The organism is Bradyrhizobium sp. Ce-3 (assembly GCF_022835695.1).
In the GTDB taxonomy this organism is placed as follows: Bacteria; Pseudomonadota; Alphaproteobacteria; order Rhizobiales; family Xanthobacteraceae; genus Bradyrhizobium.
Window position 1 is genome coordinate 119,703 of the sequence record NZ_BQUV01000001.1, and the last position, 21,077, is coordinate 140,779.

Annotated in this window: 24 protein-coding genes; 11 read left to right on the forward strand and 13 right to left on the reverse strand. The window is 66.2% G+C overall.

The features are described from left to right. The first annotated feature begins 21 nt into the window (after positions 1–21). From BRSPCE3_RS00660 to BRSPCE3_RS00680, 5 genes are all read left to right on the forward strand, one after another. Positions 22–969: a SurA N-terminal domain-containing protein gene (locus BRSPCE3_RS00660; RefSeq protein ID WP_244064925.1), complete on the forward strand. Its 948-nt coding sequence runs from the start codon at positions 22–24 to the stop codon at positions 967–969. Between the two features lie 17 nt (positions 970–986). Then, positions 987–1,988, forward strand: a complete 1,002-nt coding sequence (pdxA, locus tag BRSPCE3_RS00665) for a 4-hydroxythreonine-4-phosphate dehydrogenase PdxA (RefSeq protein WP_244063508.1) — start codon at positions 987–989, stop codon at positions 1,986–1,988. Further along, entirely contained in the window at positions 1,989–2,843 is an 855-nt protein-coding gene (gene rsmA, locus BRSPCE3_RS00670; protein ID WP_244063510.1) for a 16S rRNA (adenine(1518)-N(6)/adenine(1519)-N(6))-dimethyltransferase RsmA, read from the forward strand. 19 nt (positions 2,844–2,862) lie between these two features. Further along, a complete protein-coding gene (locus BRSPCE3_RS00675) occupies positions 2,863–3,921 on the forward strand; it encodes an alcohol dehydrogenase (protein ID WP_244063512.1) in 1,059 nt (352 codons plus the stop codon). Positions 3,922–4,203: 282 nt separating this feature from the next. Beyond that, the gene (locus tag BRSPCE3_RS00680; RefSeq protein ID WP_244063514.1) at positions 4,204–5,259 is read left to right on the forward strand and encodes a hypothetical protein; all 1,056 of its coding nucleotides are present in this window, start codon (positions 4,204–4,206) and stop codon (positions 5,257–5,259) included. Between the two features lie 64 nt (positions 5,260–5,323). Here the strand turns inward: BRSPCE3_RS00680 and gmk are convergent, their stop codons facing one another. From gmk to BRSPCE3_RS00725, 9 genes are all read right to left on the reverse strand, one after another. Further along, a complete protein-coding gene (gmk, locus tag BRSPCE3_RS00685) occupies positions 5,324–5,977 on the reverse strand; it encodes a guanylate kinase (RefSeq protein ID WP_244063516.1) in 654 nt (217 codons plus the stop codon). Positions 5,978–5,980: 3 nt separating this feature from the next. Next, positions 5,981–6,868 carry a YicC/YloC family endoribonuclease gene (locus BRSPCE3_RS00690; RefSeq protein WP_244063518.1) on the reverse strand — a complete coding sequence of 296 codons (888 nt, stop codon included), beginning with the start codon at positions 6,866–6,868 and terminating at the stop codon, positions 5,981–5,983. Positions 6,869–6,992: 124 nt separating this feature from the next. Then, a complete protein-coding gene (mltG, locus tag BRSPCE3_RS00695; RefSeq protein WP_244063520.1) occupies positions 6,993–8,252 on the reverse strand; it encodes an endolytic transglycosylase MltG in 1,260 nt (419 codons plus the stop codon). 126 nt (positions 8,253–8,378) lie between these two features. Beyond that, positions 8,379–9,644 (reverse strand): beta-ketoacyl-ACP synthase II, encoded by a 1,266-nt coding sequence (gene fabF, locus BRSPCE3_RS00700; protein ID WP_244063522.1) that lies wholly within the window; start codon positions 9,642–9,644, stop codon positions 8,379–8,381. A 96-nt stretch (positions 9,645–9,740) separates the two neighbouring features. Next, entirely contained in the window at positions 9,741–9,980 is a 240-nt protein-coding gene (locus BRSPCE3_RS00705; protein WP_011441358.1) for an acyl carrier protein, read from the reverse strand. A gap of 289 nt (positions 9,981–10,269) precedes the next feature. Continuing rightward, positions 10,270–11,007 (reverse strand): 3-oxoacyl-[acyl-carrier-protein] reductase, encoded by a 738-nt coding sequence (gene fabG, locus BRSPCE3_RS00710; protein WP_024581467.1) that lies wholly within the window; start codon positions 11,005–11,007, stop codon positions 10,270–10,272. A 20-nt stretch (positions 11,008–11,027) separates the two neighbouring features. Next, complete coding sequence (fabD, locus tag BRSPCE3_RS00715) at positions 11,028–11,981, reverse strand: ACP S-malonyltransferase (protein WP_244063524.1); 954 nt, start codon at positions 11,979–11,981, stop codon at positions 11,028–11,030. Between the two features lie 221 nt (positions 11,982–12,202). Further along, positions 12,203–13,228 (reverse strand): fatty acid desaturase family protein, encoded by a 1,026-nt coding sequence (locus BRSPCE3_RS00720; RefSeq protein ID WP_244063526.1) that lies wholly within the window; start codon positions 13,226–13,228, stop codon positions 12,203–12,205. Then, the gene (locus BRSPCE3_RS00725; protein ID WP_244063528.1) at positions 13,225–13,941 is read right to left on the reverse strand and encodes a TetR/AcrR family transcriptional regulator C-terminal domain-containing protein; all 717 of its coding nucleotides are present in this window, start codon (positions 13,939–13,941) and stop codon (positions 13,225–13,227) included. Before BRSPCE3_RS00725 ends, BRSPCE3_RS00720 begins: the two co-directional genes overlap by 4 nt. Positions 13,942–14,291: 350 nt before the next feature. Between BRSPCE3_RS00725 and rpsF the strand changes: the two genes are divergently transcribed. The 4 genes from rpsF to rplI all read left to right on the forward strand — a co-directional run bounded on the left by rpsF (position 14,292) and on the right by rplI (position 16,755). Next, the gene (gene rpsF, locus BRSPCE3_RS00730) at positions 14,292–14,759 is read left to right on the forward strand and encodes a 30S ribosomal protein S6 (protein ID WP_163155312.1); all 468 of its coding nucleotides are present in this window, start codon (positions 14,292–14,294) and stop codon (positions 14,757–14,759) included. Between the two features lie 6 nt (positions 14,760–14,765). Beyond that, positions 14,766–15,005 carry a 30S ribosomal protein S18 gene (gene rpsR, locus BRSPCE3_RS00735; protein ID WP_016844287.1) on the forward strand — a complete coding sequence of 80 codons (240 nt, stop codon included), beginning with the start codon at positions 14,766–14,768 and terminating at the stop codon, positions 15,003–15,005. 125 nt (positions 15,006–15,130) lie between these two features. Further along, positions 15,131–16,099, forward strand: a complete 969-nt coding sequence (locus BRSPCE3_RS00740; RefSeq protein ID WP_244063530.1) for a hypothetical protein — start codon at positions 15,131–15,133, stop codon at positions 16,097–16,099. A gap of 53 nt (positions 16,100–16,152) precedes the next feature. Then, a complete protein-coding gene (gene rplI / locus BRSPCE3_RS00745; RefSeq protein WP_244063532.1) occupies positions 16,153–16,755 on the forward strand; it encodes a 50S ribosomal protein L9 in 603 nt (200 codons plus the stop codon). Between the two features lie 40 nt (positions 16,756–16,795). Here the strand turns inward: rplI and BRSPCE3_RS00750 are convergent, their stop codons facing one another. From BRSPCE3_RS00750 to BRSPCE3_RS00760, 3 genes are all read right to left on the reverse strand, one after another. Continuing rightward, a complete protein-coding gene (locus BRSPCE3_RS00750; RefSeq protein ID WP_244063534.1) occupies positions 16,796–17,257 on the reverse strand; it encodes a PaaI family thioesterase in 462 nt (153 codons plus the stop codon). After that, the gene (locus tag BRSPCE3_RS00755) at positions 17,254–17,859 is read right to left on the reverse strand and encodes a TetR/AcrR family transcriptional regulator (RefSeq protein ID WP_244063535.1); all 606 of its coding nucleotides are present in this window, start codon (positions 17,857–17,859) and stop codon (positions 17,254–17,256) included. The genes BRSPCE3_RS00750 and BRSPCE3_RS00755 overlap by 4 nt, the downstream gene beginning before the upstream one ends. A gap of 89 nt (positions 17,860–17,948) precedes the next feature. Next, a complete protein-coding gene (locus BRSPCE3_RS00760) occupies positions 17,949–18,902 on the reverse strand; it encodes a hypothetical protein (protein WP_244063537.1) in 954 nt (317 codons plus the stop codon). Between the two features lie 258 nt (positions 18,903–19,160). Here BRSPCE3_RS00760 and BRSPCE3_RS00765 point away from each other — a divergent pair, with 258 nt between their 5' ends. After that, positions 19,161–20,414 (forward strand): cyclopropane-fatty-acyl-phospholipid synthase family protein, encoded by a 1,254-nt coding sequence (locus BRSPCE3_RS00765; RefSeq protein ID WP_244063539.1) that lies wholly within the window; start codon positions 19,161–19,163, stop codon positions 20,412–20,414. 20 nt (positions 20,415–20,434) lie between these two features. On the opposite strand, the gene BRSPCE3_RS00770 is transcribed toward BRSPCE3_RS00765, so the two are convergent. After that, a complete protein-coding gene (locus tag BRSPCE3_RS00770) occupies positions 20,435–20,605 on the reverse strand; it encodes a hypothetical protein (protein ID WP_244063541.1) in 171 nt (56 codons plus the stop codon). 184 nt (positions 20,606–20,789) lie between these two features. On the opposite strand from BRSPCE3_RS00770, the gene BRSPCE3_RS35980 reads away from it, so the two are divergent. After that, positions 20,790–20,912, forward strand: a complete 123-nt coding sequence (locus tag BRSPCE3_RS35980; protein WP_256520498.1) for a hypothetical protein — start codon at positions 20,790–20,792, stop codon at positions 20,910–20,912. Positions 20,913–21,077: the final 165 nt, after the last annotated feature.

Consider the following 21,077-nt stretch of genomic DNA (forward strand, 5'->3'; position numbering starts at 1 on the left):
TAGACGGCTGACATGACGATAATGACGACTGCTAGCCTGCCAACGCGCCGCTATCAGCTATTGTTGAGCTTCCTGCTGGCGCTTTTCCTCCTGCCCGGGGGCGGCGCGCGACTGCACGCCCAGACCATCGCCGTGATGGTCAACGGCGAACCCATCACCAATTTCGACATCGAGCAGCGCGCGAAACTGAACGCCCTGACCGGCGGCAAGACCCCCGATCGGAAGGCCGTCCTCGACGAACTGATCGACGAGAAGCTGAAGATCAAGGAAGCCAAGAAATTTGGCGTCGATCCCTCGGCCAGCGATATCGATCAGTCGTTCGGCGGCATGGCGCAGCGGATGCGGCTGTCGGGCGACCAGCTGACCAAGGTGCTGGAGAGCAAGGGCATCCGCCCGGATTCGCTGAAGCAGCGCATCAGGGCCGACATGGTCTGGACCAGCCTGGTCCGCGGCCGCTTCAAGGAAAGCCTGCAGGTCGGCGAAAAGGACGTCGCCACCGCGGTCAAGGAAACCGGCGAGGCTGCCGACGCCGAGGCGTTCGAATACCGGATGCAGCCGGTCGTTCTGATCGTGCCGCGCGGCGCTCCACAGTCGGACTTCGAGGGACGCAAGAAGGAAGCCGACTCGCTGCGCGAGCGCGTGACCAGTTGCGAAGAGGCCAACACCTTCTTCAAGTCGATGCGCAACGCCGCGATCCGCGAGATCGTCGTGAAGACATCCGCCGACCTGCCGCAGGCGCTGCGCGACATCCTGGACAAGACCCCCGTCGGCCACCTTACCCCTCCCGAGGTCACCAAGCAGGGCATCGAGATGGTCGCCCTCTGCGGCCGCAAGGCGACCACCGTCGACACGCCGAAGAAGCGCGAGATGCGCGACAAGATGTACGTCCAGAAGTACGAGGCGAAGTCGAAGGCCTACCTGCAGGACGTCCGAAAAGCCGCCATGATCGAATATCCAGGCGGGCGCTGATCGACTATCGTTGACGCATGGCCCAACCCCTCGCACTGACCTGCGGCGAGCCCGCAGGCATCGGCCCCGACATCACGCTCGCCGCATGGCTGCGGCGCCGCGAACTCGACCTCCCGCCGTTCTATCTGCTCGGCGACCGCGCGGCCCTCGCCGAGCGCGCCAAGACGCTCGGGCTTGCCGTCGAGTTTGCCGAGGTTAGCGCCGAGGAGGCATCCACGGCGTTTGCGCGCGCGCTGCCCGTGGTGGCGACCGGCAAGGCGGCGACGGCACGACCGGGCACGCCCGACGCGACGAGCGCAGATGCGGCGCTGGCGTCGATCCGTCAGGCCGTCGCCGATGTCGCCGCCGGCAAGGCCACCGCCGTCGTCACCAATCCGATCGCCAAGAACGTGCTGTACCGCGCCGGCTTCCGTCATCCCGGCCACACCGAATTCCTCGCCGAGCTGGCCGGTCGCGGCGGGTCTGCGCCGCAGCCGGTGATGATGCTGTGGTCGCCGGCGCTCGCCGTCGTCCCCGTCACGATCCATGTCTCGGTCCGCGAAGCGCTGGCGCAATTGTCGACCGACCTGATCGTCTCGACCGCGCGGATCGTGGTCGCGGACATGAAGGCGCGGTTTGGTCTCGCGGCGCCGCGGCTCGCCATTGCCGGCCTCAACCCGCATGCCGGCGAAGACGGCACGCTCGGCATGGAAGACGTCGAGATCGTCGCGCCCGCGGTGGAGATCCTGCGCGGCGAAGGCGTTGCCGCCCGCGGCCCGCTGCCCGCCGACACCATGTTCCACGCCGCCGCACGCAAGACCTATGACTGCGCGCTCTGCATGTATCACGACCAGGCGCTGATCCCGATCAAGACCGTCGCCTTCGAGGACGCCGTCAACGTCACGCTGGGCCTGCCCTTCATCCGGACGTCGCCCGATCACGGCACCGCATTCGACATCGCCGGCACCGGCAAGGCCAATCCCTCGAGCCTGATCGCCGCGCTGCGGCTCGCTGCGCGCATGGCCGCGGCGTCGAGCTGAGTGAGCACGATCGACGATCTGCCGCCGCTGCGCGACATCATTCGCGAGCATTCGCTGTCGGCGCGCAAATCGCTCGGCCAGAACTTTCTGCTCGACCTCAACCTCACCGCACGCATTGCCCGCGCCGCCGGCCCGCTGGAAGATTCCACCGTGATCGAGGTCGGACCCGGGCCCGGCGGCTTGACGCGCGCGCTGCTTGCGCTCGGCGCCAAGCGCGTGATCGCCATCGAACGCGACGAGCGCGCGCTTGATGCGCTCGACTACATCGTCAAACGCTATCCCGGCCGCATCGAGATCGTGCATGGCGACGCGCAGCACTTTGATCCACGCCCCTATCTCGACGGCGGCAAGGCCAAGATCGTCGCCAACCTGCCCTATAACATCGCAACCCAGCTGCTGGTCGACTGGCTGTCGATCGAGCCGTGGCCGCCCTGGTACGACACCATGGTGCTGATGTTTCAGCGCGAGGTCGCCGAGCGCATCGTCGCCCATGAGGACGAGGAGGCCTATGGCCGGCTCGCGGTGCTCGCCAACTGGCGCGCCGAGACCAAGATCCTGTTCGACATTTCGCCCGCGGCCTTCGTGCCGCAACCGAAGGTCACGTCCTCGGTGGTCCGATTGATACCGCGCGCTGCGCCCGCGCCGTGCGACCGCCGCATGCTCGAGCAGGTCGCGGCCGCTGCCTTCGGCCAGCGCCGCAAGATGCTGCGCCAGAGCCTGAAATCGCTGTCGGTCGATCCGGCGCGGCTTGCTGCCGCAGCCGAGATCGACGCCACGCGCCGCGCCGAAACCATTCCGGTTTCGGGCTTTGTTGCCATGGCGCGTGAATTGGCCGATATACGGTCCACAAAATAGAACATCAGGAGAAAACGTAATGGCGCGTATGGTCCGCCAATCCCTCGTCAAATTCGATTCACCGCTGTGCGAGACGATCGTCGATACGCCCAAGCCGCAGGGACGCGAAGTGCTGGTGCGCATCGAGCGCTGCGGCCTGTGCCATTCCGATCTCCACATCCAGGACGGTTACGCCGATCTCGGCGGCGGCAAGAAGCTCGACACCACGCGTGGCATGACCCTGCCCTTCACGCTCGGCCATGAGATCGCGGGTGTCGTGGACGAGGTCGGTCCGGATGCGCCGAAGGATCTGGTCGGAACGAAGAAGGCGGTCTTCCCCTGGATCGGCTGCGGCCAGTGCCGCGACTGTCTCGCCGGCGACGAGAATCTGTGCGTCAAGCAGCGCTTCCTCGGCGTCTCGATCGACGGCGGCTTCGCCACTCACGTGCTGGTGCCCGACGCGAAATACCTGCTCGATTACGATCCGCTGCCGGTCAATCAGGCTGCGACGCTGATGTGCTCCGGCGTCACCGCCTATGGCGCGCTGAAGCGCCTGGTCGATCGTCCGCGCCAGCGCAATCTCTTGCTGATCGGGCTTGGCGGCGTCGGCATGATGGGCCTGTCGTTCGCGCAGGCGATGTTCAAGCAGCCGATCACGGTAGCCGATCTCAGCCCCGCGGCGCGCGAGACCGCGCTGAAGAACGGCGCGGCGGCTGCCTACGATCCCGCCGAACCCGATGTCATCAAGCGCATGCTGAAGGAGAGCGACGGCGGCTTCGACGGCGTCGTCGACTTTGCCGGCAACGAGAAGTCGATGGCGTTTGCGGTGTCGACGGTCGCACGCGGCGGCAAGATCGTGGTGTCCGGCCTGATGGGCGGCCAGTTCACGCTGCCGATGGTGCAATGGGTCTACAAGCGCATGACCATCGAAGGCTTCATGGTCGGCACGCTCGCCGAAGGCCAGGAGCTGATGGCGCTCGCGCGCGCCGGCAAGATCAAGCCGACGCCGATGAAGGAAGAGCCGATGGCCGACGTCCAGAAATGGATCGAAGAGCTGCGCGCCGGCAAGGTCGTGGGACGCATCGTCCTCAAGAACTAACGAAGACGTCCCGCCGGCCGCGCGAGCGCCGGCGGGACGCAACCTTCTTGCGACATGCGCGCGAGCATTTGGTCGCGCGGTGCAGCTGCGGCGGGAACCTGACGGCCGAACGAAGCCGTCATTTCAGTCCGCGTTCCCAGGCCTTTGGCTTGCCGCAATTACGGCACGTCGCAAGCCTCAATTAAGCCCTACCCGTTCCGGATTTGCGGCGCATTGCGACCCAACTCTTTACCGAGATTGGCGTCACCAGCGTTTGCGTAAAAAAGAATACCGGGGACGCGTATGTCAAATCGTTCAGCGAAATTCGCTGCGGCGCTTGCCGTCAGCATGCTGGCCGGCGCCTTCAGCGCCATGGCCCAGACCGCCGCCAATCCGGCGAGCACCAATACTGCGAATGCCAATACTGCGGGTGCCAAGACGGCGGACACCTGCCTGTCCGCGCCAAAGGGAACCGCGCCTGCGGGGAGCCACTGGTTCTATCACCTCGATCGCGGCACCAAGAGCAAGTGCTGGTATCTCGGTGATGCCAAGACCAAGACCGTCGGAAAAACTGCGGCGGCGCAGCAGCAGCCCGCGGCCGCGCCTGACACAACGACGGCCGACGCGGCGCCGCTACAGAGCCAGCCCGCGCCGCAGAGCCAGCCCACGCCGCCGCAGCAGCCGGCGATGCGCAAATCCGTCGCCGATGCCCATGCCGAGTGGCCGCAGCCTGCCGCCGCCCCGGCCGCAAGCCCCGATCCCGCAACGTCAGCCGCGCCCGCCGCGGCCAACGCCCAGCCCTCGGACGTGAACGCCAGGTGGCTGGATGCATCGAGCATGGCCGGAACCAACGGCACAAGGCGCGCCGCGGACCAGCCGACGGTGGTCGCGCAGGCCGATCCGGCGCCGCAACAGGCCGCCGCGCCGGCACCTGCTGCCCCTGCCACGGCCGAGGCATCCGCCGATAAGTCGTCCTCCTCGACGCAGATGCTGCTGGTCGTGATGGTCGGCGCGCTGGCGCTGGCCGGCCTGGTCAGCGCGCTGGTGTTCGGGCTGACCCGCACGCGTACGCCGCCCTATGAGATCAGCGACGAGTGGCGTGCGCCATGGGATTCGCTCCATACCGAGCCGGCGCCGCCGATGGCCGTCGTCAGCCGGGATCGTCCGTTGCGCCTGTCGGAGGCTGCGCCGCGCCGCACCGAGACACCGGTTCCGCGCCGCGCCGAGACGCCGGCTCCACGCCGTGCCGAGGCGTCGGCTCCGCGCCGCGAGACGGCGCGCGCGCCGGATCAAGCCGAGCAAGACAACAAGCAGATCGCGGCGATGCTGCAGCGGCTGGCGCGCAGCGCGGCGAACTAGGACGGATCCCAAAATCGAGACCCCATGATACGATTGCCTGCAATCACATCATGGGCACTATGGGCTACTTCTCAAGCTCACGCCGCAGGCCACGTACGAATTCGGTCAAGCCGGTTCTCCGCTGGCGCTTGAGCCTCTCGGCCTTCAGAATCGACTGCACTTCAGCAAATGCGTCGTCGACGTTCTGATTGACGACGATGTAGTCGTATTCCGCCCAATGGCTCAGTTCGTCGGAAGCCCGGCTCATCCGCCCGCGAATGACCTCCTCCGTGTCCTGTGCCCGCGTATGCAATCGCTTCTCAAGGTCGGCCGCCGAAGGTGGGAGGATAAAGACCCGCACGACGTCGGTCTCTGATTTCTGGTGCAGTTGTTGCGTGCCCTGCCAGTCGATGTCGAACAGAACGTCCTGTCCCACCGACAACGCCGCCTCGACCGGCGCGCGCGGCGTGCCGTAGAGATTGTCAAAGACGGTTGCCCATTCGAGCAGTTCACCCTGCTCGACCATCTTCTCGAATTTCGGCCTGTTGACGAAAAAATAGTCGCGGGCTTCGACTTCGCCCGGGCGCTTCGAGCGCGTCGTCGCTGACACCGACATTTTCAGGCCCGGCTCGCGCTCAAGCAGCATGCGCGACAGCGTGGTCTTGCCGGCGCCCGAGGGCGACGACAGGACGAACATCAGTCCGCGCCGCTCAACGCCGTCAAAACCCTGCGCCGTCATCATTCACTCCAGATTCTGGACCTGTTCGCGGAACTGCTCGACCACGTTCTTCATCTCAAGCCCGGTATTGGTCAGCTCGACATCGTTCGACTTCGAGCAGCAGGTGTTGACCTCGCGATTGAACTCCTGCGCGAGGAAGTCGAGCCGCCGCCCCACGGGCCCGCCCTTGCCGATCATCTCGCGCGCCTGGCTAATGTGCGAGGCGATCCGGTCGAGCTCCTCGCGGATATCGGCCTTGGTGGCGATCAGGATCGCCTCCTGGCTCAGCCGGTCGGCATCGAAGCGGTCCGAGGTCTCCAGCAGCGCCGCGATCTGCTCGGCGAGCCGGGCCTTGATCGCCTCGGGCTTGCGGCCGGGCGCGGTCTCGGCGCGCTTGGCGAGCCGCTCGATCTCGTCCATCCGCTGCATCAGGATCTGGCCCAGCGCATCGCCCTCGCGGCGGCGCATCTCGACGAGGCTGCCGAGCGCCTGCTCGAAGGCCTTCGCCGCCGCCTCGCGCGCCGCCTTGTCCTCGTCCTCATCGCTCGCAGGCTCGACCACCTCGATGACGCCCTTGATGCCGAGCAGGCCGTCGATGCTCGGCGCCACCGCGTCGATGCGTTGCGCGAGTTCACCTGCGACCTTCACCACGGCGGCCAGCACGTCCTCATTGATGCGGATGCTTTGCGCCGCATCGGTGCGCTTGACGCTCAAATTGGCGTAGACCGTGCCGCGCGACAGCAATTCGCCGGCGCGCTTCTTGGCCTGGGCTTCCAGTTCGTCCCAGCCCGGCGGCAGCCGCAGCCGCAGGTCAAAGCCCTTGGCGTTGACCGATTTCAGCTCCCACTCGAACGTATAGGGACCGCTCGCGCCATGGCTTCGGGCAAAGCCAGTCATGCTCGACAGCGCCATCGCGTGAACTCTCCAACAGCAGGATATGGGACTCACCAGGAGCCAAAGAGACTCGGGGCAGCTGGTGCGACTTTAAAACGGATTCCGTGAAAGTGGAATTACGTCCACTTCCGGGAACGTGAAGCTAACGCTGCACCACTGGCGGCGAAGTGGTCTGCTGGGCTGCGCCCTGGCGACCGCTGCGCGGCGGCTTCTTCTGGTTGGTGGGCTTCGGCGGCGTGGCCGCCGTGGGATTGGTGTCGGCAGCCCCAGGCGCTGCGGCAGCCGGCGCCGGATCATCCGCCGGCTCGACGGTGTCGTTCTGGATCTGCTTTTCCGAGGCGCGCAGCTTGGCGACGTTCTTGGCGTGTTGGTCGTAGGTTTCGGTGAAGGCGTGGCCGCCGGTTCCGTCGGCAACGAAGAACAGGTCGCGGGTGCGCGCCGGATTGGCGGTCGCCTCCAGCGAGGCGCGGCCGGGATTGGCGATCGGTCCGGGCGGCAGCCCGTCGATCACATAGGTGTTGTAGGGCGACGGCTGGGTGATCTCGCTGCGCTTGATCGGGCGCCCCAGCGTTCCCTTGCCGCCCACCAGCCCGTAGATGATGGTCGGATCGGACTGCAGCTTCATCCGCTGCCGCAGGCGGTTGACGAACACGGCGGCGACACGGCTGCGCTCGTCGGCGCGGCCGGTTTCCTTCTCGACGATCGAGGCCAGCGTCACCAGCTGGTCCGGCGACTTCAGCGGCGTGTCGGTGTTGCGGCGTTCCCAGATCTCGGCGAGCACGCGCTTCTGCGCCTGCTGCAAACGCTGGATCACCTGGTCGCGCGTGGTGCCGCGCGGGAACTTGTAGGTCTCCGGCAGCAGCGTGCCCTCGCGCGGAATCTCGCGCACCGAGCCGGTGAAGATGTCGTTGTCGGACAGCCGCGACACGATCTGCTCCGAGGTCAGGCCTTCCGGAATCGTGATGGCGTGCTGCACCACCTTGCCGTCGACGATGGTGGCGATGACGTCGCGCAGGCTGGCATTCTTCTGGAATGAATATTCGCCGGGCTTCAGGTCGGAGCTCGCCTTCAGCGCAAACACGCTGCCGATGAAGACCCACGGATTGACGTTGATCACGCCCTCGCGCGACAGCACGTCGGCGATGTCGCGCTTGCCGGCGCGCGCGGGGATGTTGACGATCTTGTCTTCCTGCAGCGGCCCCGGGGATTCCAGAGTCTGCTTGCCGTAATAGTAGGTCGCACCGGCGCCGATCATCAGGATGATCAGGATGGTGAAGATGGCATTGCCGACGATGACGAAAGGATTGCGGGCGCGATCCGAACGCTTGGGCGGCGGCGGAACCTGTTCAGGCTCCAGCGCCGCGCGTGGACTCCTCGGTGAAATGGGCGGCCTCTCACTCATCGATGCAAACCAATATCCTGCCGGTTGAATCGTGGCCGGACAAACCCCTGTCCAGCCAATAGCATACGCCCGCTATTAGGAGTCACCGCGGAATACGGCAAAACGGTGGACTAGTTCTAAAGACTACTAATTGGTCACGCGCTGCACGATCACGGAGGCGTTTGTGCCACCGAAACCGAAGGAATTGGACAGCGCCACGTTGACGTCACGCTTGCGCGACGTATGCGGCACGAGATCGATCGCCGTCTGCACCGACGGATTGTCGAGATTGATGGTCGGCGGCACCACATTATCGCGAATCGCGAGGATCGCGAAGATCGCCTCGATCGCGCCGGCCGCACCGAGCAGATGGCCGGTCGCGGACTTGGTCGACGACATCGACACTTTCGAAGCCGCATTGCCGAGCAGACGCTCGACCGCGCCGAGCTCGATCTCGTCGCCAACCTGCGTCGAGGTGCCGTGCGCATTGATGTAGTCGAGATCGGATGCCGCAAGGCCGGCGCGCTTCAGCGCCATGCTCATGCTGCGGAAGCCGCCATTGCCGTCCGGCGGCGGCGAGGTGATGTGGAAGGCATCGCCCGACAGGCCATAGCCGGTGACCTCGGCGTAGATCTTCGCGCCACGACGCTTGGCGTGCTCGTACTCCTCGAGCACGAGGACGCCGGCACCCTCGCCCATCACGAAGCCGTCGCGATCCTTGTCGTAGGGCCGCGACGCCTTGGTCGGATTGTCGTTGAAGCCGGTGGACAGCGCCCGCGCCGCGCAGAAGCCGGCGATGCCGATGCGGGAGATCGGCGACTCGGCGCCGCCCGCGACCATCACCTCGGCGTCGCCGAGCGCGATCAGCCGCGCCGCGTCGCCGACCGCGTGCGCGCCGGTCGAGCAGGCCGTGACGACCGCATGATTGGGACCCTTCAGGCCGTGCTCGATCGAGACGTAGCCGGACGCCAGATTGATCAGGCGGCCCGGAATGAAGAACGGAGAGACCCTGCGCGGCCCGCGCTCCTTCAGCAGCACCGCGGTCTCGGCAATGCCGGTGAGGCCGCCGATGCCGGAGCCGATCATCGTGCCGGTGGCGAACTGGTCCTCATCGGACTTCGGATGCCAGTCGGCATCGTCGAGCGCCTGCCTGGCCGCGCACATCGCATAGAGGATGAAGTCGTCGACCTTGCGCTGGTCCTTGGGCTCCATCCACTGATCGGGATTGAAGGTGCCGTTGGAGCCGTCGCCGCGCGGAATGTAGCAGGCGACCTGGCTCGGCAGGTCGGACACCTCGAACGTGTCGATCTTCTTGCCGCCGCTGTCTCCGGCGAGGATGCGCGTCCAAGTTGCGTCAACGCCGCAGCCGAGCGGTGTAAGCATGCCCAGCCCCGTGACGACAACTCGTCTCATTTCCACGTCTCCGGCCAGCAATGCGCGGCTGATAATAAGAAGCCGGGGGACCGCTGGATCGCGGTCCGTCCGGCCCCGTCAACATCGCGATCGGCGTTAGCTCTTCGCGTTCTTCTCAAGAAACTTGGTCGCGTCGCCGACGGTGAGAATCGTCTCAGCCGCGTCGTCGGGAATCTCGCAACCGAACTCTTCTTCAAATGCCATCACGAGCTCGACGGTGTCGAGGCTGTCGGCGCCGAGGTCATCGATGAAGCTCGCGCCATCGACCACCTTCTCGGGTTCGACACCAAGGTGCTCGACCACAATCTTCTTAACCCGCTCGCCAATCTCACTCATCGTTCAACCTCGTTGTTCCATTGGACCCGACCCCAAGACGATACGAGCCATCGTGGTCGTCTCGATTACTCAGTCGCGCATAGTCTTGATTCGGCCCGGTCGTAGCCGACTAAAGCCCCGGCGAACGGCAGGCGTCGCCACGCCAATATACAGGGTTTCAAAATCCTGCAATGGCGTTCTTCGCCCATCCACGGGGGGTTCAGCTATCATACTTCCAAAGCCTTGACTACACGCCTGAACCGGCTCCCGAAAACGGCTTTTCGCCGCATTGCGAGAGGCGGCAAGTAGCTCAAATCATCGCCATCCCGCCGTTGACGTGAATCGTCTGTCCGGTGACGTAGGCGGCCTCGTTTGAGGCCAGATAGACGGCTGCCGCTGCGATATCCTCGGGCGTTCCGAGCCGCGCCGCAGGAACCTTGGCCAGGATGGTTTCGCGCTGCTTGTCGTTCAGCGCATCGGTCATCGGCGTCTTGATGAAGCCCGGCGCGATGCAGTTGGCGGTTACGCCGCGCTTGGCGTATTCGGCGCCCAGCGTCTTGATCAGGCCGATGATGCCGGCCTTCGACGCGGTGTAGTTGCCCTGCCCCGGATTGCCGGTGACGCCGACGATCGAGGTGATGGCGATGATGCGGCCGAAGCGCTTGCGCATCATCAATTTGGTCGCGGCGCGTGCGAGGCGGAATGTCGCGGTCAGGTTGACCGCGATGACGTCGTCCCAATCCTCGTCGCGCAGTTGCACGAACAGGTTGTCGCGGGTGATGCCGGCATTGGCGATCAGGATGTCGACCTGGCCCATCGCAGCTTCCGCTGCCGGCACCAGCGCCTCGACATCATCCTTGCTCGAGAGATTGCACGGCAGCACGTGAACGCGCTCGCCGAGCTTGGCCGCAAAGCCGTCCAGCACCTCGCGCCGCGTCCCCGAGATCGCAACGGTTGCGCCCTGCGCATGCAGCGCCTGCGCAATCGCGCCGCCGATGCCGCCGGTTGCGCCCGTGACGAGCGCCGTCTTGCCAGTCAGATCAAACATCGAATTCCCCTCCCGGCTGCTTAAGCCGAAGCTGCCAGCGCGTCCTTGGCTGCAGCGATATCGTTCGGACCGCCGACGGACACGCCGACCGCGCCATCGGCAATGCGCTTGACGAGGCCGCTCAGCACCTTGCCGGCGCCGATCTCGAAGAACCGCGTCACGCCCTGCCCTGCCATATAGGCAACCGACTCGCGCCAGCGAACCGTGCCGGTGACCTGTTCGATCAGGCGGCGGCGGATCTCGTCGGGATCGGTGATCGCGGAAGCCAGCACGTTGGACACCAGCGGCGCCGCGGGCGCCTGGATGGTGACGCCGGCCAGCGCCTGCGCCATCGCATCGGCCGCCGGCTGCATCAGCTTGCAGTGGAACGGCGCCGACACCGGCAGCAGCATCGCGCGCTTGGCGCCCTTGGTCTTGGCGATCTCGACCGCGCGATCGACCGCCGCCTTGTCGCCCGAGACCACCACCTGGCCACCGCCATTGTCGTTGGCGGCCTGGCAGACCTGGCCCTGCGCCGCCTCGTTGGCGACCGCGACCGCGGTCTCGTAGTCGAGCCCGAGCAGCGCGGCCATCGCGCCGGCGCCGACCGGCACCGCCTTCTGCATCGCGAGCCCGCGGGTGCGCAGCAGCCGCGCGGTGTCGCTGATGCTGAGACTGCCGGCGGCGGCCAGCGCCGAATATTCGCCGAGCGAGTGCCCGGCGACGAAGGCGGCGTTCTGGCCGACCGAGAAGCCCGCCTCGCTCTCGAGCACGCGCAGGGTGGCGATCGAGACCGCCATCAGGGCCGGCTGGGCGTTTTCGGTGAGCTGCAGCGTCTCGCCCGGACCATCCCAGATGATCGCGGTCAGCTTCTCGCCCAGCGCGGAATCGACCTCGTCGAACACCGCCTTCGCGACCGGAAAGGCGTCGGCCAGGGCCTTGCCCATGCCAACCGCCTGCGAGCCCTGCCCGGGAAACGTGAATGCTGCCGTCATCGGCGCTCCCTACCTTGTTGAGCGTGATCCCCGCGCAAGCGCCGCGCGCCTGCCGCAGGGGAAAACGGTATCCCGTCGCGCGAAACGCGCAACAGCGGGTCCGGGCCAATCCCTTGCAACCAAACCATGCAACCGGCCTCGGACGGGCCGTAAGACACTGTTGGGGGGCGCGATGTCAAGCCGCGCAGGCGGAACCCTGGGGATGCCGGACCGGTTCGGCCCTAGAATCCGCCGGCATTCTGGTCGGCGTTAACCTTGGCGCCGGCCCTCGCCCGGCGCGCGCTGTTGACCAGCTGGCCCGGGCGATCCTCGTGGGCGGGCCTGGCCGTCGCCAGCCGCAGCACGGCCGCGTAGCCCGGCTGCACCTCCATCCGCTCGGCATAGCGGCTTCGGCTCAGGATGCGGTGGACGCGCGGCAGGTTGTAGCAGGGCACGTAGAACAGCAGATGGTGCTCGAGGTGGTAGTTCACGTAGTACGGCGCGATGAACAGACGCTCGAGGACGTTGGCCCGCGTGGTCCGGGTGTTGCGCAAGGGATCGGCGCTGTCAGGCACGACGGCATGTTCGGCGATGTTGCGGATCCGCGTGATCACCATCATCCAGGTCAAAAGCGGCACCAGCCACAACAGCGGATAGGCCCACCATACGCCGGCGGCGGCGAGGCCCGCGAACAGTAGCGCGTTGGTGACGCATTGCGGCCCAAGCTTCTGCCAGAAATTGGCGGCGCGCCGCGACAGCGGCCACTCTTTCGGCCCGATCGCATTGAGCAGTTGCGCCTTGCGCTGCTGGTAGCCGGTCTGCCCGGTGATATCGCGGAAGAACTTGCGGCGGTAGCTCATCTTGGTGATCGGAAACGGCGCCGACAGCACCAGATCCGGATCATCCTCCTGCTGCGTCCGCGCATGATGCTGCAGATGATAGCGGCGATAGCCACGGGTTTCCGCGAAGATCGGATAGGCGCAGAACCACTGGCTCAGCGTGAGGTTGGTCTTCTCGTCCGCCGACAGGCAGCCATGCGCTCCGTCATGCATCAGGATCGCAAGCCCGAGCTGGCGCGAGCCGATGATCGCAACTGCAAGAAGATAGGTCAGCGGATTGGGCCACCATGCCACCAGCGCGATCGCGCCCAGGATCAGCGCCCAGGCGTGCGCGATCAGCGCCGCGCCCTTCCACGTCGTGCGCTCCCGCACGGTCACCAGTTCGTCTTCAGTGAGGAAATCGCGGGCTCGCATGCGAAGCGCGGTCATGAGCTGGTCTCCCCGTCCGGTGCGGATGAACTGTCGCGGTCGCCGACCAGGCGCAAGCGCGTCCCGTCATTGGCCGACGTCGATGGCGATGTCGCCTGCTCGCCGAGCGCGCGCAGCAATTCGCGGCACATCTCCTCGGCGCCGCGGCCCATCGCAAAGCCTTCGACGATCACGCCGATCGCGATCGCCCAGAAGCGCCGCGAGCTCTCCTCGGGGGCGCGCAGCGAGCGCCAGCCGTGCCGTTCGACCTGGCCCGCATAGGCGCGCGCGCCTTCGCTGTGCAGACGCTCGATGGTGCGCTCGACCAGAGGCGCGAGATCCTGCCGCCGTCGGGTCAGTGTCAGAGCCTCGGCGAAGAAGGCGACCGTGTCGGTCGCGGTGACGGTCTCGGCCAGGGCGTGGGTGTAGTCGCGCGGCGTGTGGGCCTTGAGGGCGGCCTGTTCGGTCGCCCGCGCGAGATAGAGCATGTCGCGGCTCGCAGCTTCGACGAACAGCGCTTCCTTGGTGCGGAAGTAATAGGTGATCTGGCTTGGAAAGGCGTCCGCGACGGCGGCGATGTCGGAGATCGACGTGCCCGAGAGCCCGCGCTCCTTGAACAGGCGGCTCGCAGCGTCGAGCAGCAGCGAGCGCATCTTGCGCCCCGCCGACCGCGTCGCGCGGACCGCGTGCTTCGGATCGGGCGCAGACATGCTGCTTGCGGTCTCCGAACCCATGGATCGTCCTCCCGCCGATATTTGTATGATATACAAACAAAGAAATCAATATGGAACCGGGTGAGGTTGCGCCGAACAGCCCGGCAGGCTTACGCCCTCCAGCAAATCCGGCGGCCGAGACCCCGCTGCGGACCCTTGCTTTCGCGGCCAAAATCCGTATAAGCGCGCCATTCGTGGGCTCCGGCCGGGAGCTGAACGGACGGTCTCAGCAAACTCACCAGTTGATTTTGATGTGGCAGGGCCAGTCGGCCCGTCGTCCCGTGCTCCCGCCTTCTGAGCAGCTCGAGTCCTTTCCGAAGGTCTCGAAGGGCTTGTCGCCGGAACCCACGCCAACACAGGAAAGGACAACCATGCCTCTTTATGAGCATGTTTTTCTCGCGCGTCAGGATGCGAGCACCCAGCAGGTGGATGAACTGACGGCCCAGATGACGGGCATCGTCGAACAGGGCGGCGGCAAGGTCACCAAGACCGAGAGCTGGGGCGTGCGCTCCCTCACCTACCGCATGAACAAGAACCGCAAGGCGCATTTCGTGCTGATGAACATCGACGCACCGTCGGCTGTCGTCACCGAGATCGAGCGCCAGGAGCGGATCAACGAAGACGTCATCCGCTATCTCACCGTCCGCGTCGAAGAGCACGAGGAAGGCCCGTCCGCGATGATGCGCAAGGCCGACCGTGATCGCGAGCGCGATGACCGTGGCGGCGGCTTCCGTGGCGACCGCGAAGGTGGTTTCCGTGGCGACCGCGAAGGTGGTGGTTTCCGTGGCGACCGTGGCCCGCGCCGTCCGCGCGAAGAAGAAGCTGCGACCGAGGAGTAATGAATCATGGCTGATGCTGGTGCCCGCCGTCCGTTTTTCCGTCGTCGCAAGTCCTGCCCGTTCACGGGCGCGAATGCGCCGAAGATCGACTACAAGGATTCCAAGCTGCTGATGCGTTACGTCTCCGAGCGCGGCAAGATCGTGCCGAGCCGCATCACGGCCGTGTCCGCCAAGAAGCAGCGTGAGCTCGCCCGCGCCATCAAGCGCGCGCGCTTCCTCGGCCTGCTGCCCTACGTTATCAGGTAACCGTTTCCGGCCGGCGGCACGTGCCGCCGGCCGCTCATTCTCATAAGGCTTCCGGGTCGTCCGGTCGCCGATGGTTGGGGTTCTCGAAGCAGAACCCCTAACCGCTCAAGGGGGCGGGACAGCTGATGATCGCGATACTCATTGTTGCAGTTGCCGCCGGCGCCGCGTCGGCGCTGATGTTCGCCTCGATCAGTTCGGGCGCGATGATCTCGTTGCTGCTGTACTTTCTTGCGCCGCTGCCGTTGATGGTGTCGGCACTCGCCTGGGGACCACTTGCCGCGGCCATCGGCGGCATCGGTGCCGCGTCCGTTCTCGGTGCGATCTTCGGACTTCCCTATTGCATCGCGTTTGCCATGATGGTCGCCCTGCCCGGCTGGTGGCTCGGCCACCTCGCGCTGCTCGGACGGCCGATCGCGGGCGCTGCCGGTGACAGCGCCACCCAGCAGCCGCCTGCACTCGAATGGTATCCCGTCGGCCGTATCCTGCTCTGGATCGCAGCCTTCGCGGTCGTCACCACGGCCGCCGCGCTGCTCACGCTCGGCTCGGATGCCGACACCGTCACCGGTGCCTTGCGGCGCGGCCTGCTCAAGGTGCTGAGCGCCGGCGAAGGGCTGCCCAGCAGTGAGATCGAACGATTGGTCGACATGCTGGTGATCCTCGCGCCCCTCGCCGCGACGATCCTCGCAATGGTCACGCTGACGCTGAGCCTCTGGCTCGCCGGCAAGATCGCACAAACCTCCGGGCGACTGAATCGACCGTGGCCGGAGCTCCGCAGCACCGCGCTCCCCGCGATGACGCTGGTCGCGTTGTTGGTGGCCGTGGCCATCAGCTTCGTCGGCGGCATGCTTGCGCTGCTGGCGCAGATCGTCACCGCGGCGCTCGTCATCGCCTATGCACTGGTCGGCTTCGCGGTGCTGCACACCTTGACGCTGTCGCTCGCCAATCGCGGCTTCTGGCTCGGCGGCATCTACGCCGTCGTCGTCATGTTCGGCTGGCCGATCGTGGCGATGTTCGCGCTCGGCATTGCAGACGCCGTGTTCGGGCTGCGCCAGCGCTATCTGCAAACACGACCGCCGCCACTGCCGGCGGAGTGACATTTCGATCCAACCACTTCAACCCGATACTTAGCCTCTAAAGGAGAACGAAAATGGAAGTCATTCTGCTGGAACGCGTTGCCAAGCTCGGCCAGATGGGCGAAGTCGTGCGCGTCAAGGACGGGTTCGCCCGCAATTTCCTGCTGAAGCGCGGCAAGGCGCTGCGCGCCACCGACGCGAACCGCGCCAAGTATGACGGCATGAAGGCCGAGCTCGAGGCCAACAACATCAAGGCCAAGGGCGAAGCCGCCGTGGTCGCCGAGAAGATCGACGGCCGCGACATCGTCATCATCCGCCAGGCATCGGAGTCCGGCCAGCTGTTCGGCTCGGTCACGGTGCGCGACATCGTCACCGCGCTGGCCGCCGACGGCGTCACGGTTGCCCGTCCGCAGGTCTGGCTCGACTCGCCGATCAAGGTGATCGGTGCGCAGAAGGTGACGATCGCCGTTCACCCCGAAGTCGAAACCAGCGTCACCGTGACGGTCGCCCGCTCCGCCGAAGAGGCCGATCGCATCAAGCGCGGCGAGGACATCTCGACCCGCCAGGAAGACCAGGACGCTGCCGCCGAGGCGCTCGCCGCCGCCGGCGAATTCTTCGATCCGGAAGCCCAGCACGACGACGAAGCCGCGCCGGCTCCGGCTGCCGAAGAGAAGTAAGCTTCTCTCCATCGACCAATCGACTGAAGCCCGGCCCTCATCAGGCCGGGCTTTGGATTCGTGCCGCCGCCTGATCGTCGAGCATCGCGATCGAGGCCAATGCGGTCGCGGTGTGCTTCTCCTTGCCGTCGATGACGCAGAACACGTCGGCTGCGACGACGGCGACCTGACGCCCCGGCTTGATCACGCGCGCGCGGCAGATCAGGCGATCGCCCGACGCCGGCGACAGCAGGTTCAACTTGTACTCCGCCGTCAGCGCCGGCTGGCCGCGCGAGGTCGCTGCCGCGATCGTGGTGGCATTGTCGACCAGGAACGCCGTCACCCCGCCGTGAAACAGGCCATGCTGCTGCAGCAGCTCCGGCCGGCGGTCGACCGCGAGCGTGCACGCGCCACGAGACAGCTCGGCCACCTCGGCGCCGACCAGACCCATGAAGCCCTGCCGGCCGACATTGTCGCGAATTCGCGTCGCGATCGGCGCAAAGTCCGGATCGGGCTCGCTCATGACGTTCCTCCTGTTCGCGCCGGCGCACCCGGCGCCACCACCGCGCGGATCGCGCAGGCGATCAGCGTCTCGACCTGTTCGCGTGGATCGTTGTGTTGGCGGCCGGACAGATAGGCGCGGCAGAAGATCTGCGCCGGCCCGATGATCTGGCTGAAGAACAGCACGGCGCTCATCGGCAGCAACTCGCCGCGCGCGAGCAACGGCGCGCGCCAGCGCTCGATGCCGTCGGTGAGCCGCGAATTCTCGGTGCGCTGTGCGCCGCGCACCTCCTCGCCCCACTCGCTGCGCGAAATCTCGAACAAAAAGCGCGCCTCGCGCCGGTTGCTCACGACCCAATCGAGATGGGCATGGATCAACCGCGCAACGCCCTCGCCTGCGCCGTGCGTGGCGTCGACCGAGGTGATGATCGCGCCGTGATAGGCCTGCAGGATCTCCAGGGACAGGGTGCCGGCGAGCTGCTTCTTCGAGGCGAAGAAGTGGAAGAAGCTGCCGTTGGAGGCGCGGGCGCGGGCGCGGATCTCGGCGACCGTCGCACCCTCGAAACCGTCGCGTTCGAACACCGCCAGTCCCGCCGTCAGCAGATCTTCCCGCGCTGTGCTCACGCTGCCTCTCTCGATTAGATCATTACTCTAGAGTGTTACTCTAATTGCGGTCAAATGAATACGCCGGACCTCGCGGCCCGGCGTTGGGATTACTTCGACGTCGGGGCCTCGGGCGGACCGGAGCCTGGGGTGGTCGGGGGCGGCGGTGGCGGCGTGGTCGCGGCTACCGGCGGCGCGGACGGCGCCGGCGTGGGAGACGCGGCGGCGGCCGGCTCGGGCGCCGACGTGACCGGCGGAACCGGGTCCGATCGCACGGGTTCGGTCGTTGCATTGCTCTTGGGCGCATCGACCTTGGCCGTGTCGGGCTGCGCGTCAGGCTTCACCGGCTTCGCGGCCTCGTCCTTGTCCTCACGCTTGATGGCGGTCTGGGATTTCGACTCGTCGCTGGTCGGCTCGCCCTTCGAGCCCTCCCCGGACTTCGGCTCCTCGACCGGCTTGCCGCGACGGCCATGCTTCTGACGCGACGGCTTGCCCTCACCCGCGGCCTGCGGCGTCTGGCCGTCATCGGGCTTCACGCCTTCCGGCGCCTCGCTCGGGCGCGCCATGCGCCGGCCGCGGTGGCCGGGACGTGCCTCGGGATTCACGCCGTCGGTGTCGGGCTTGGCAGCGTCCTTGGGACCTTCCTTGGCGCCGTCCTGCGGGGCCGCCCCCTGATGCTGCCGGCGGGCCGGACGCTCGGAGGGCTGCTCCGGAGACTGGTTGGCCTCCTGCCGGCCTTCGCGGCCCTTGGTGCCCTCCCTGGTTCCCTTGGGCTGGTCCTTGGCCTGGTAGCGCGGATCGTTGGCGCCGTTCGAAATCAGATAGGTCGACAGCACGCCGGCCATGTCGCTCGACGTCGTGTAGTGCTGGCGCAGGAAGCCGGGCAGCGAACCGGCCGGCACGGTTTTCAGCAGGCCGCGCGGGCTCTTGTGGCAGGCTGTGCAGGTGTTCGCGAAAATCTGGGAGGGGCTTTTGCCGGCCTCGAGGTTTTGCGCGCGCGCTGATCCGGCCGACAGGCCAATCAGAAGCGTCACCGTCGCCAGACTGAGGGCTCGGCTCAACATTCCTTAAGTCTCCAGATTCCGGAAAAATCGCCGCCTGTACCTTGTGGATCGGCCGCGGCGGTCACCTTTTAGACGATTATCGCGCGAATGGAAGCGCGCCCGTGACGCATCCACGCAATTGTCACATTTTGGAATATCGGCTTTGAGCACAACGCAATAGCGCGATCCAATTCCCTGCCTATGTTTGGTTTGGGGACACATTGGAGTGATCAGCTCCGGTGGTGTCGATGTGCAGCTTGCCGTTCCGTTGGTGTCTCGATGGACCGATTGTTGCGATACTTCTTGGGGCGCTTCATCCGCCGCGGTTCGATCACGTTCACGACCGCGAGCGGCGCTCAATTCAGGTGCGGTGACGGCACTGGCGCGCCAGTCGCCGCGCGCTTCATGACCAGGGCGGCCGAACTCCGCGTTCTGGTCGACCCAGAGCTTTATCTCGGCGAAGCCTTCATGGACGGCACGTTCGTGGTGGAGCAAGGCACCATCGCCGACGTGCTCGCGGTCCTGATGGGCCAGGCGGCGATGTTGCCGAACTTTGCCAGGCTGCAGGCCTGGGTCCGGTTCCTCGGACGGCGCGCCCAGCAGATCAATGTGCGCGGCCGGTCCAGAAGCAACGTCGCCCGCCACTACGATCTCGACGGCCGCCTCTACTCGCTCTTCCTCGACGCCGACAAGCAATACAGCTGCGCCTATTTCGAGACGCCGGACGCCACGCTGGACGACGCCCAGCTCGCCAAGAAGCGCCATCTCGCCGCAAAACTGCTGATCAAGCCCGGCCAGCGCATCCTCGACATCGGTTCCGGCTGGGGCGGCCTTGGGCTCTATCTCGCCGAGATGAGCGGTGGCGACGTCACCGGCGTCACCCTGTCGACCGAGCAGCTGCAGATTTCCAACGCCCGGGCGGCGGAGCGGAACCTGACGGATTCGGCGCGTTTCCTGATGCAGGACTACCGCGACATCCCCGGTCCGTTCGACCGCATCGTCTCGGTCGGCATGTTCGAGCATGTCGGGGTCGCCTACTACGAAACCTTCTTCAAGCGCTGCGCCGAGCTGCTGAGCGACGACGGCGTCATGGTGCTGCACTCGATCGGCCGCTCGACCGGTCCTGATGTCACGAGCCCCTGGATCCGGAAGTACATCTTCCCCGGCGGCTACATTCCGGCGTTGTCCGAGGTGATGCCGGCGATCGAGAAGGCCGGATTGCTGATCTGCGACATGGAGATCCTGCGCCTGCACTATGCCGAGACGCTGAAGGCGTGGCGCGTGCGCTTCATGGCGCGACGCGAGGAGGCCGTGCGGCTCTACGACGAGACCTTTGCCCGGATGTGGGAATTCTATCTGGCCGCCTCGGAGATGTCGTTCCGGGTCCAGAACATGATGAACTTCCAGCTGCAGCTCACCAAGCGCCAGGGCATCGTGCCGATGACCCGCGACTATATCGGCGGCGAGGAAGCCCGTCTGCGGCTGAAGGAGGCTGGCGCGGCCAAGCCGCGGCTGCAACTCGCCGGCGAGTAGGTCCGAGGGCGCGCTATCTGCTAGTTGCGGAGGCTGTAGGTCGAGCCGCAATGGGCGAAGGTCGGGGCCGGACGCGCCAGATGGGCTGCGGTGGCCGCGATCAGCCTGGCATCGCAGGGAACATCCCGGACCTCGGGGCGTGCCGCCTGCTCCATCGCCTCGACAAGCGCAGCCAGCCAGCGGCGGTCCATGCCACCGGCCCGGCGAAGCCCTAATCGCGCTGTCTGAAACTCTCGAGCCATCGCCGCCGTATCTCTCCTGAGCGAATACAACCCGGAATCCGCCGGGTCGTTCCCGCGAGCCTGCCGCAAAGAAATTGCGGCAGGTGTGATCTGCTTCACAGAGGTCTGGTCCGGACTGTCGTAGTGGTCCGGAATGACCCGAGAAACGCACCAGACGATGTTGGATCCGCAGCGCGATATCGCGACCGACTACGCCCTGATCGCCACCGGCGTGGTGGCCGCCTTGATCGCGCTGGCTTTCCTCATTCTGGTCTAAGGAACAGACGGCAACAGCCGCCTCGCCTCTGCATGGGTCCCCCGGCCGCGGAAAAGGTTCAGGCGGCGTCCGATTTTTGCCAACGACATTGCTGACCAGCCGGGCCCTGCCCGGTTTCGGGCAAAAACCCCGTCAAGCGGAATGCATCGGGCCGTGGCGGATTCA

What these genes read in the sequence shown, in the direction of transcription:
- BRSPCE3_RS00660 (WP_244064925.1), top strand. Translation starts at nt 22, where the DNA reads ATGACGACTGCTAGCCTGCCAACGCGCCGCTATCAGCTATTGTTGAGC.
- pdxA (WP_244063508.1), top strand. Translation starts at nt 987, where the DNA reads ATGGCCCAACCCCTCGCACTGACCTGCGGCGAGCCCGCAGGCATCGGC.
- BRSPCE3_RS00675 (WP_244063512.1), top strand. Translation starts at nt 2,863, where the DNA reads ATGGCGCGTATGGTCCGCCAATCCCTCGTCAAATTCGATTCACCGCTG.
- BRSPCE3_RS00680 (WP_244063514.1), top strand. Translation starts at nt 4,204, where the DNA reads ATGTCAAATCGTTCAGCGAAATTCGCTGCGGCGCTTGCCGTCAGCATG.
- gmk (WP_244063516.1), bottom strand. Translation starts at nt 5,977, where the DNA reads ATGACGGCGCAGGGTTTTGACGGCGTTGAGCGGCGCGGACTGATGTTC.
- BRSPCE3_RS00690 (WP_244063518.1), bottom strand. Translation starts at nt 6,868, where the DNA reads ATGGCGCTGTCGAGCATGACTGGCTTTGCCCGAAGCCATGGCGCGAGC.
- mltG (WP_244063520.1), bottom strand. Translation starts at nt 8,252, where the DNA reads ATGAGTGAGAGGCCGCCCATTTCACCGAGGAGTCCACGCGCGGCGCTG.
- fabF (WP_244063522.1), bottom strand. Translation starts at nt 9,644, where the DNA reads ATGAGACGAGTTGTCGTCACGGGGCTGGGCATGCTTACACCGCTCGGC.
- BRSPCE3_RS00705 (WP_011441358.1), bottom strand. Translation starts at nt 9,980, where the DNA reads ATGAGTGAGATTGGCGAGCGGGTTAAGAAGATTGTGGTCGAGCACCTT.
- fabG (WP_024581467.1), bottom strand. Translation starts at nt 11,007, where the DNA reads ATGTTTGATCTGACTGGCAAGACGGCGCTCGTCACGGGCGCAACCGGC.
- fabD (WP_244063524.1), bottom strand. Translation starts at nt 11,981, where the DNA reads ATGACGGCAGCATTCACGTTTCCCGGGCAGGGCTCGCAGGCGGTTGGC.
- BRSPCE3_RS00720 (WP_244063526.1), bottom strand. Translation starts at nt 13,228, where the DNA reads ATGACCGCGCTTCGCATGCGAGCCCGCGATTTCCTCACTGAAGACGAA.
- BRSPCE3_RS00725 (WP_244063528.1), bottom strand. Translation starts at nt 13,941, where the DNA reads ATGGGTTCGGAGACCGCAAGCAGCATGTCTGCGCCCGATCCGAAGCAC.
- rpsF (WP_163155312.1), top strand. Translation starts at nt 14,292, where the DNA reads ATGCCTCTTTATGAGCATGTTTTTCTCGCGCGTCAGGATGCGAGCACC.
- rpsR (WP_016844287.1), top strand. Translation starts at nt 14,766, where the DNA reads ATGGCTGATGCTGGTGCCCGCCGTCCGTTTTTCCGTCGTCGCAAGTCC.
- BRSPCE3_RS00740 (WP_244063530.1), top strand. Translation starts at nt 15,131, where the DNA reads ATGATCGCGATACTCATTGTTGCAGTTGCCGCCGGCGCCGCGTCGGCG.
- rplI (WP_244063532.1), top strand. Translation starts at nt 16,153, where the DNA reads ATGGAAGTCATTCTGCTGGAACGCGTTGCCAAGCTCGGCCAGATGGGC.
- BRSPCE3_RS00750 (WP_244063534.1), bottom strand. Translation starts at nt 17,257, where the DNA reads ATGAGCGAGCCCGATCCGGACTTTGCGCCGATCGCGACGCGAATTCGC.
- BRSPCE3_RS00760 (WP_244063537.1), bottom strand. Translation starts at nt 18,902, where the DNA reads ATGTTGAGCCGAGCCCTCAGTCTGGCGACGGTGACGCTTCTGATTGGC.
- BRSPCE3_RS00765 (WP_244063539.1), top strand. Translation starts at nt 19,161, where the DNA reads ATGGACCGATTGTTGCGATACTTCTTGGGGCGCTTCATCCGCCGCGGT.
- BRSPCE3_RS00770 (WP_244063541.1), bottom strand. Translation starts at nt 20,605, where the DNA reads ATGGACCGCCGCTGGCTGGCTGCGCTTGTCGAGGCGATGGAGCAGGCG.
- BRSPCE3_RS35980 (WP_256520498.1), top strand. Translation starts at nt 20,790, where the DNA reads ATGACCCGAGAAACGCACCAGACGATGTTGGATCCGCAGCGCGATATC.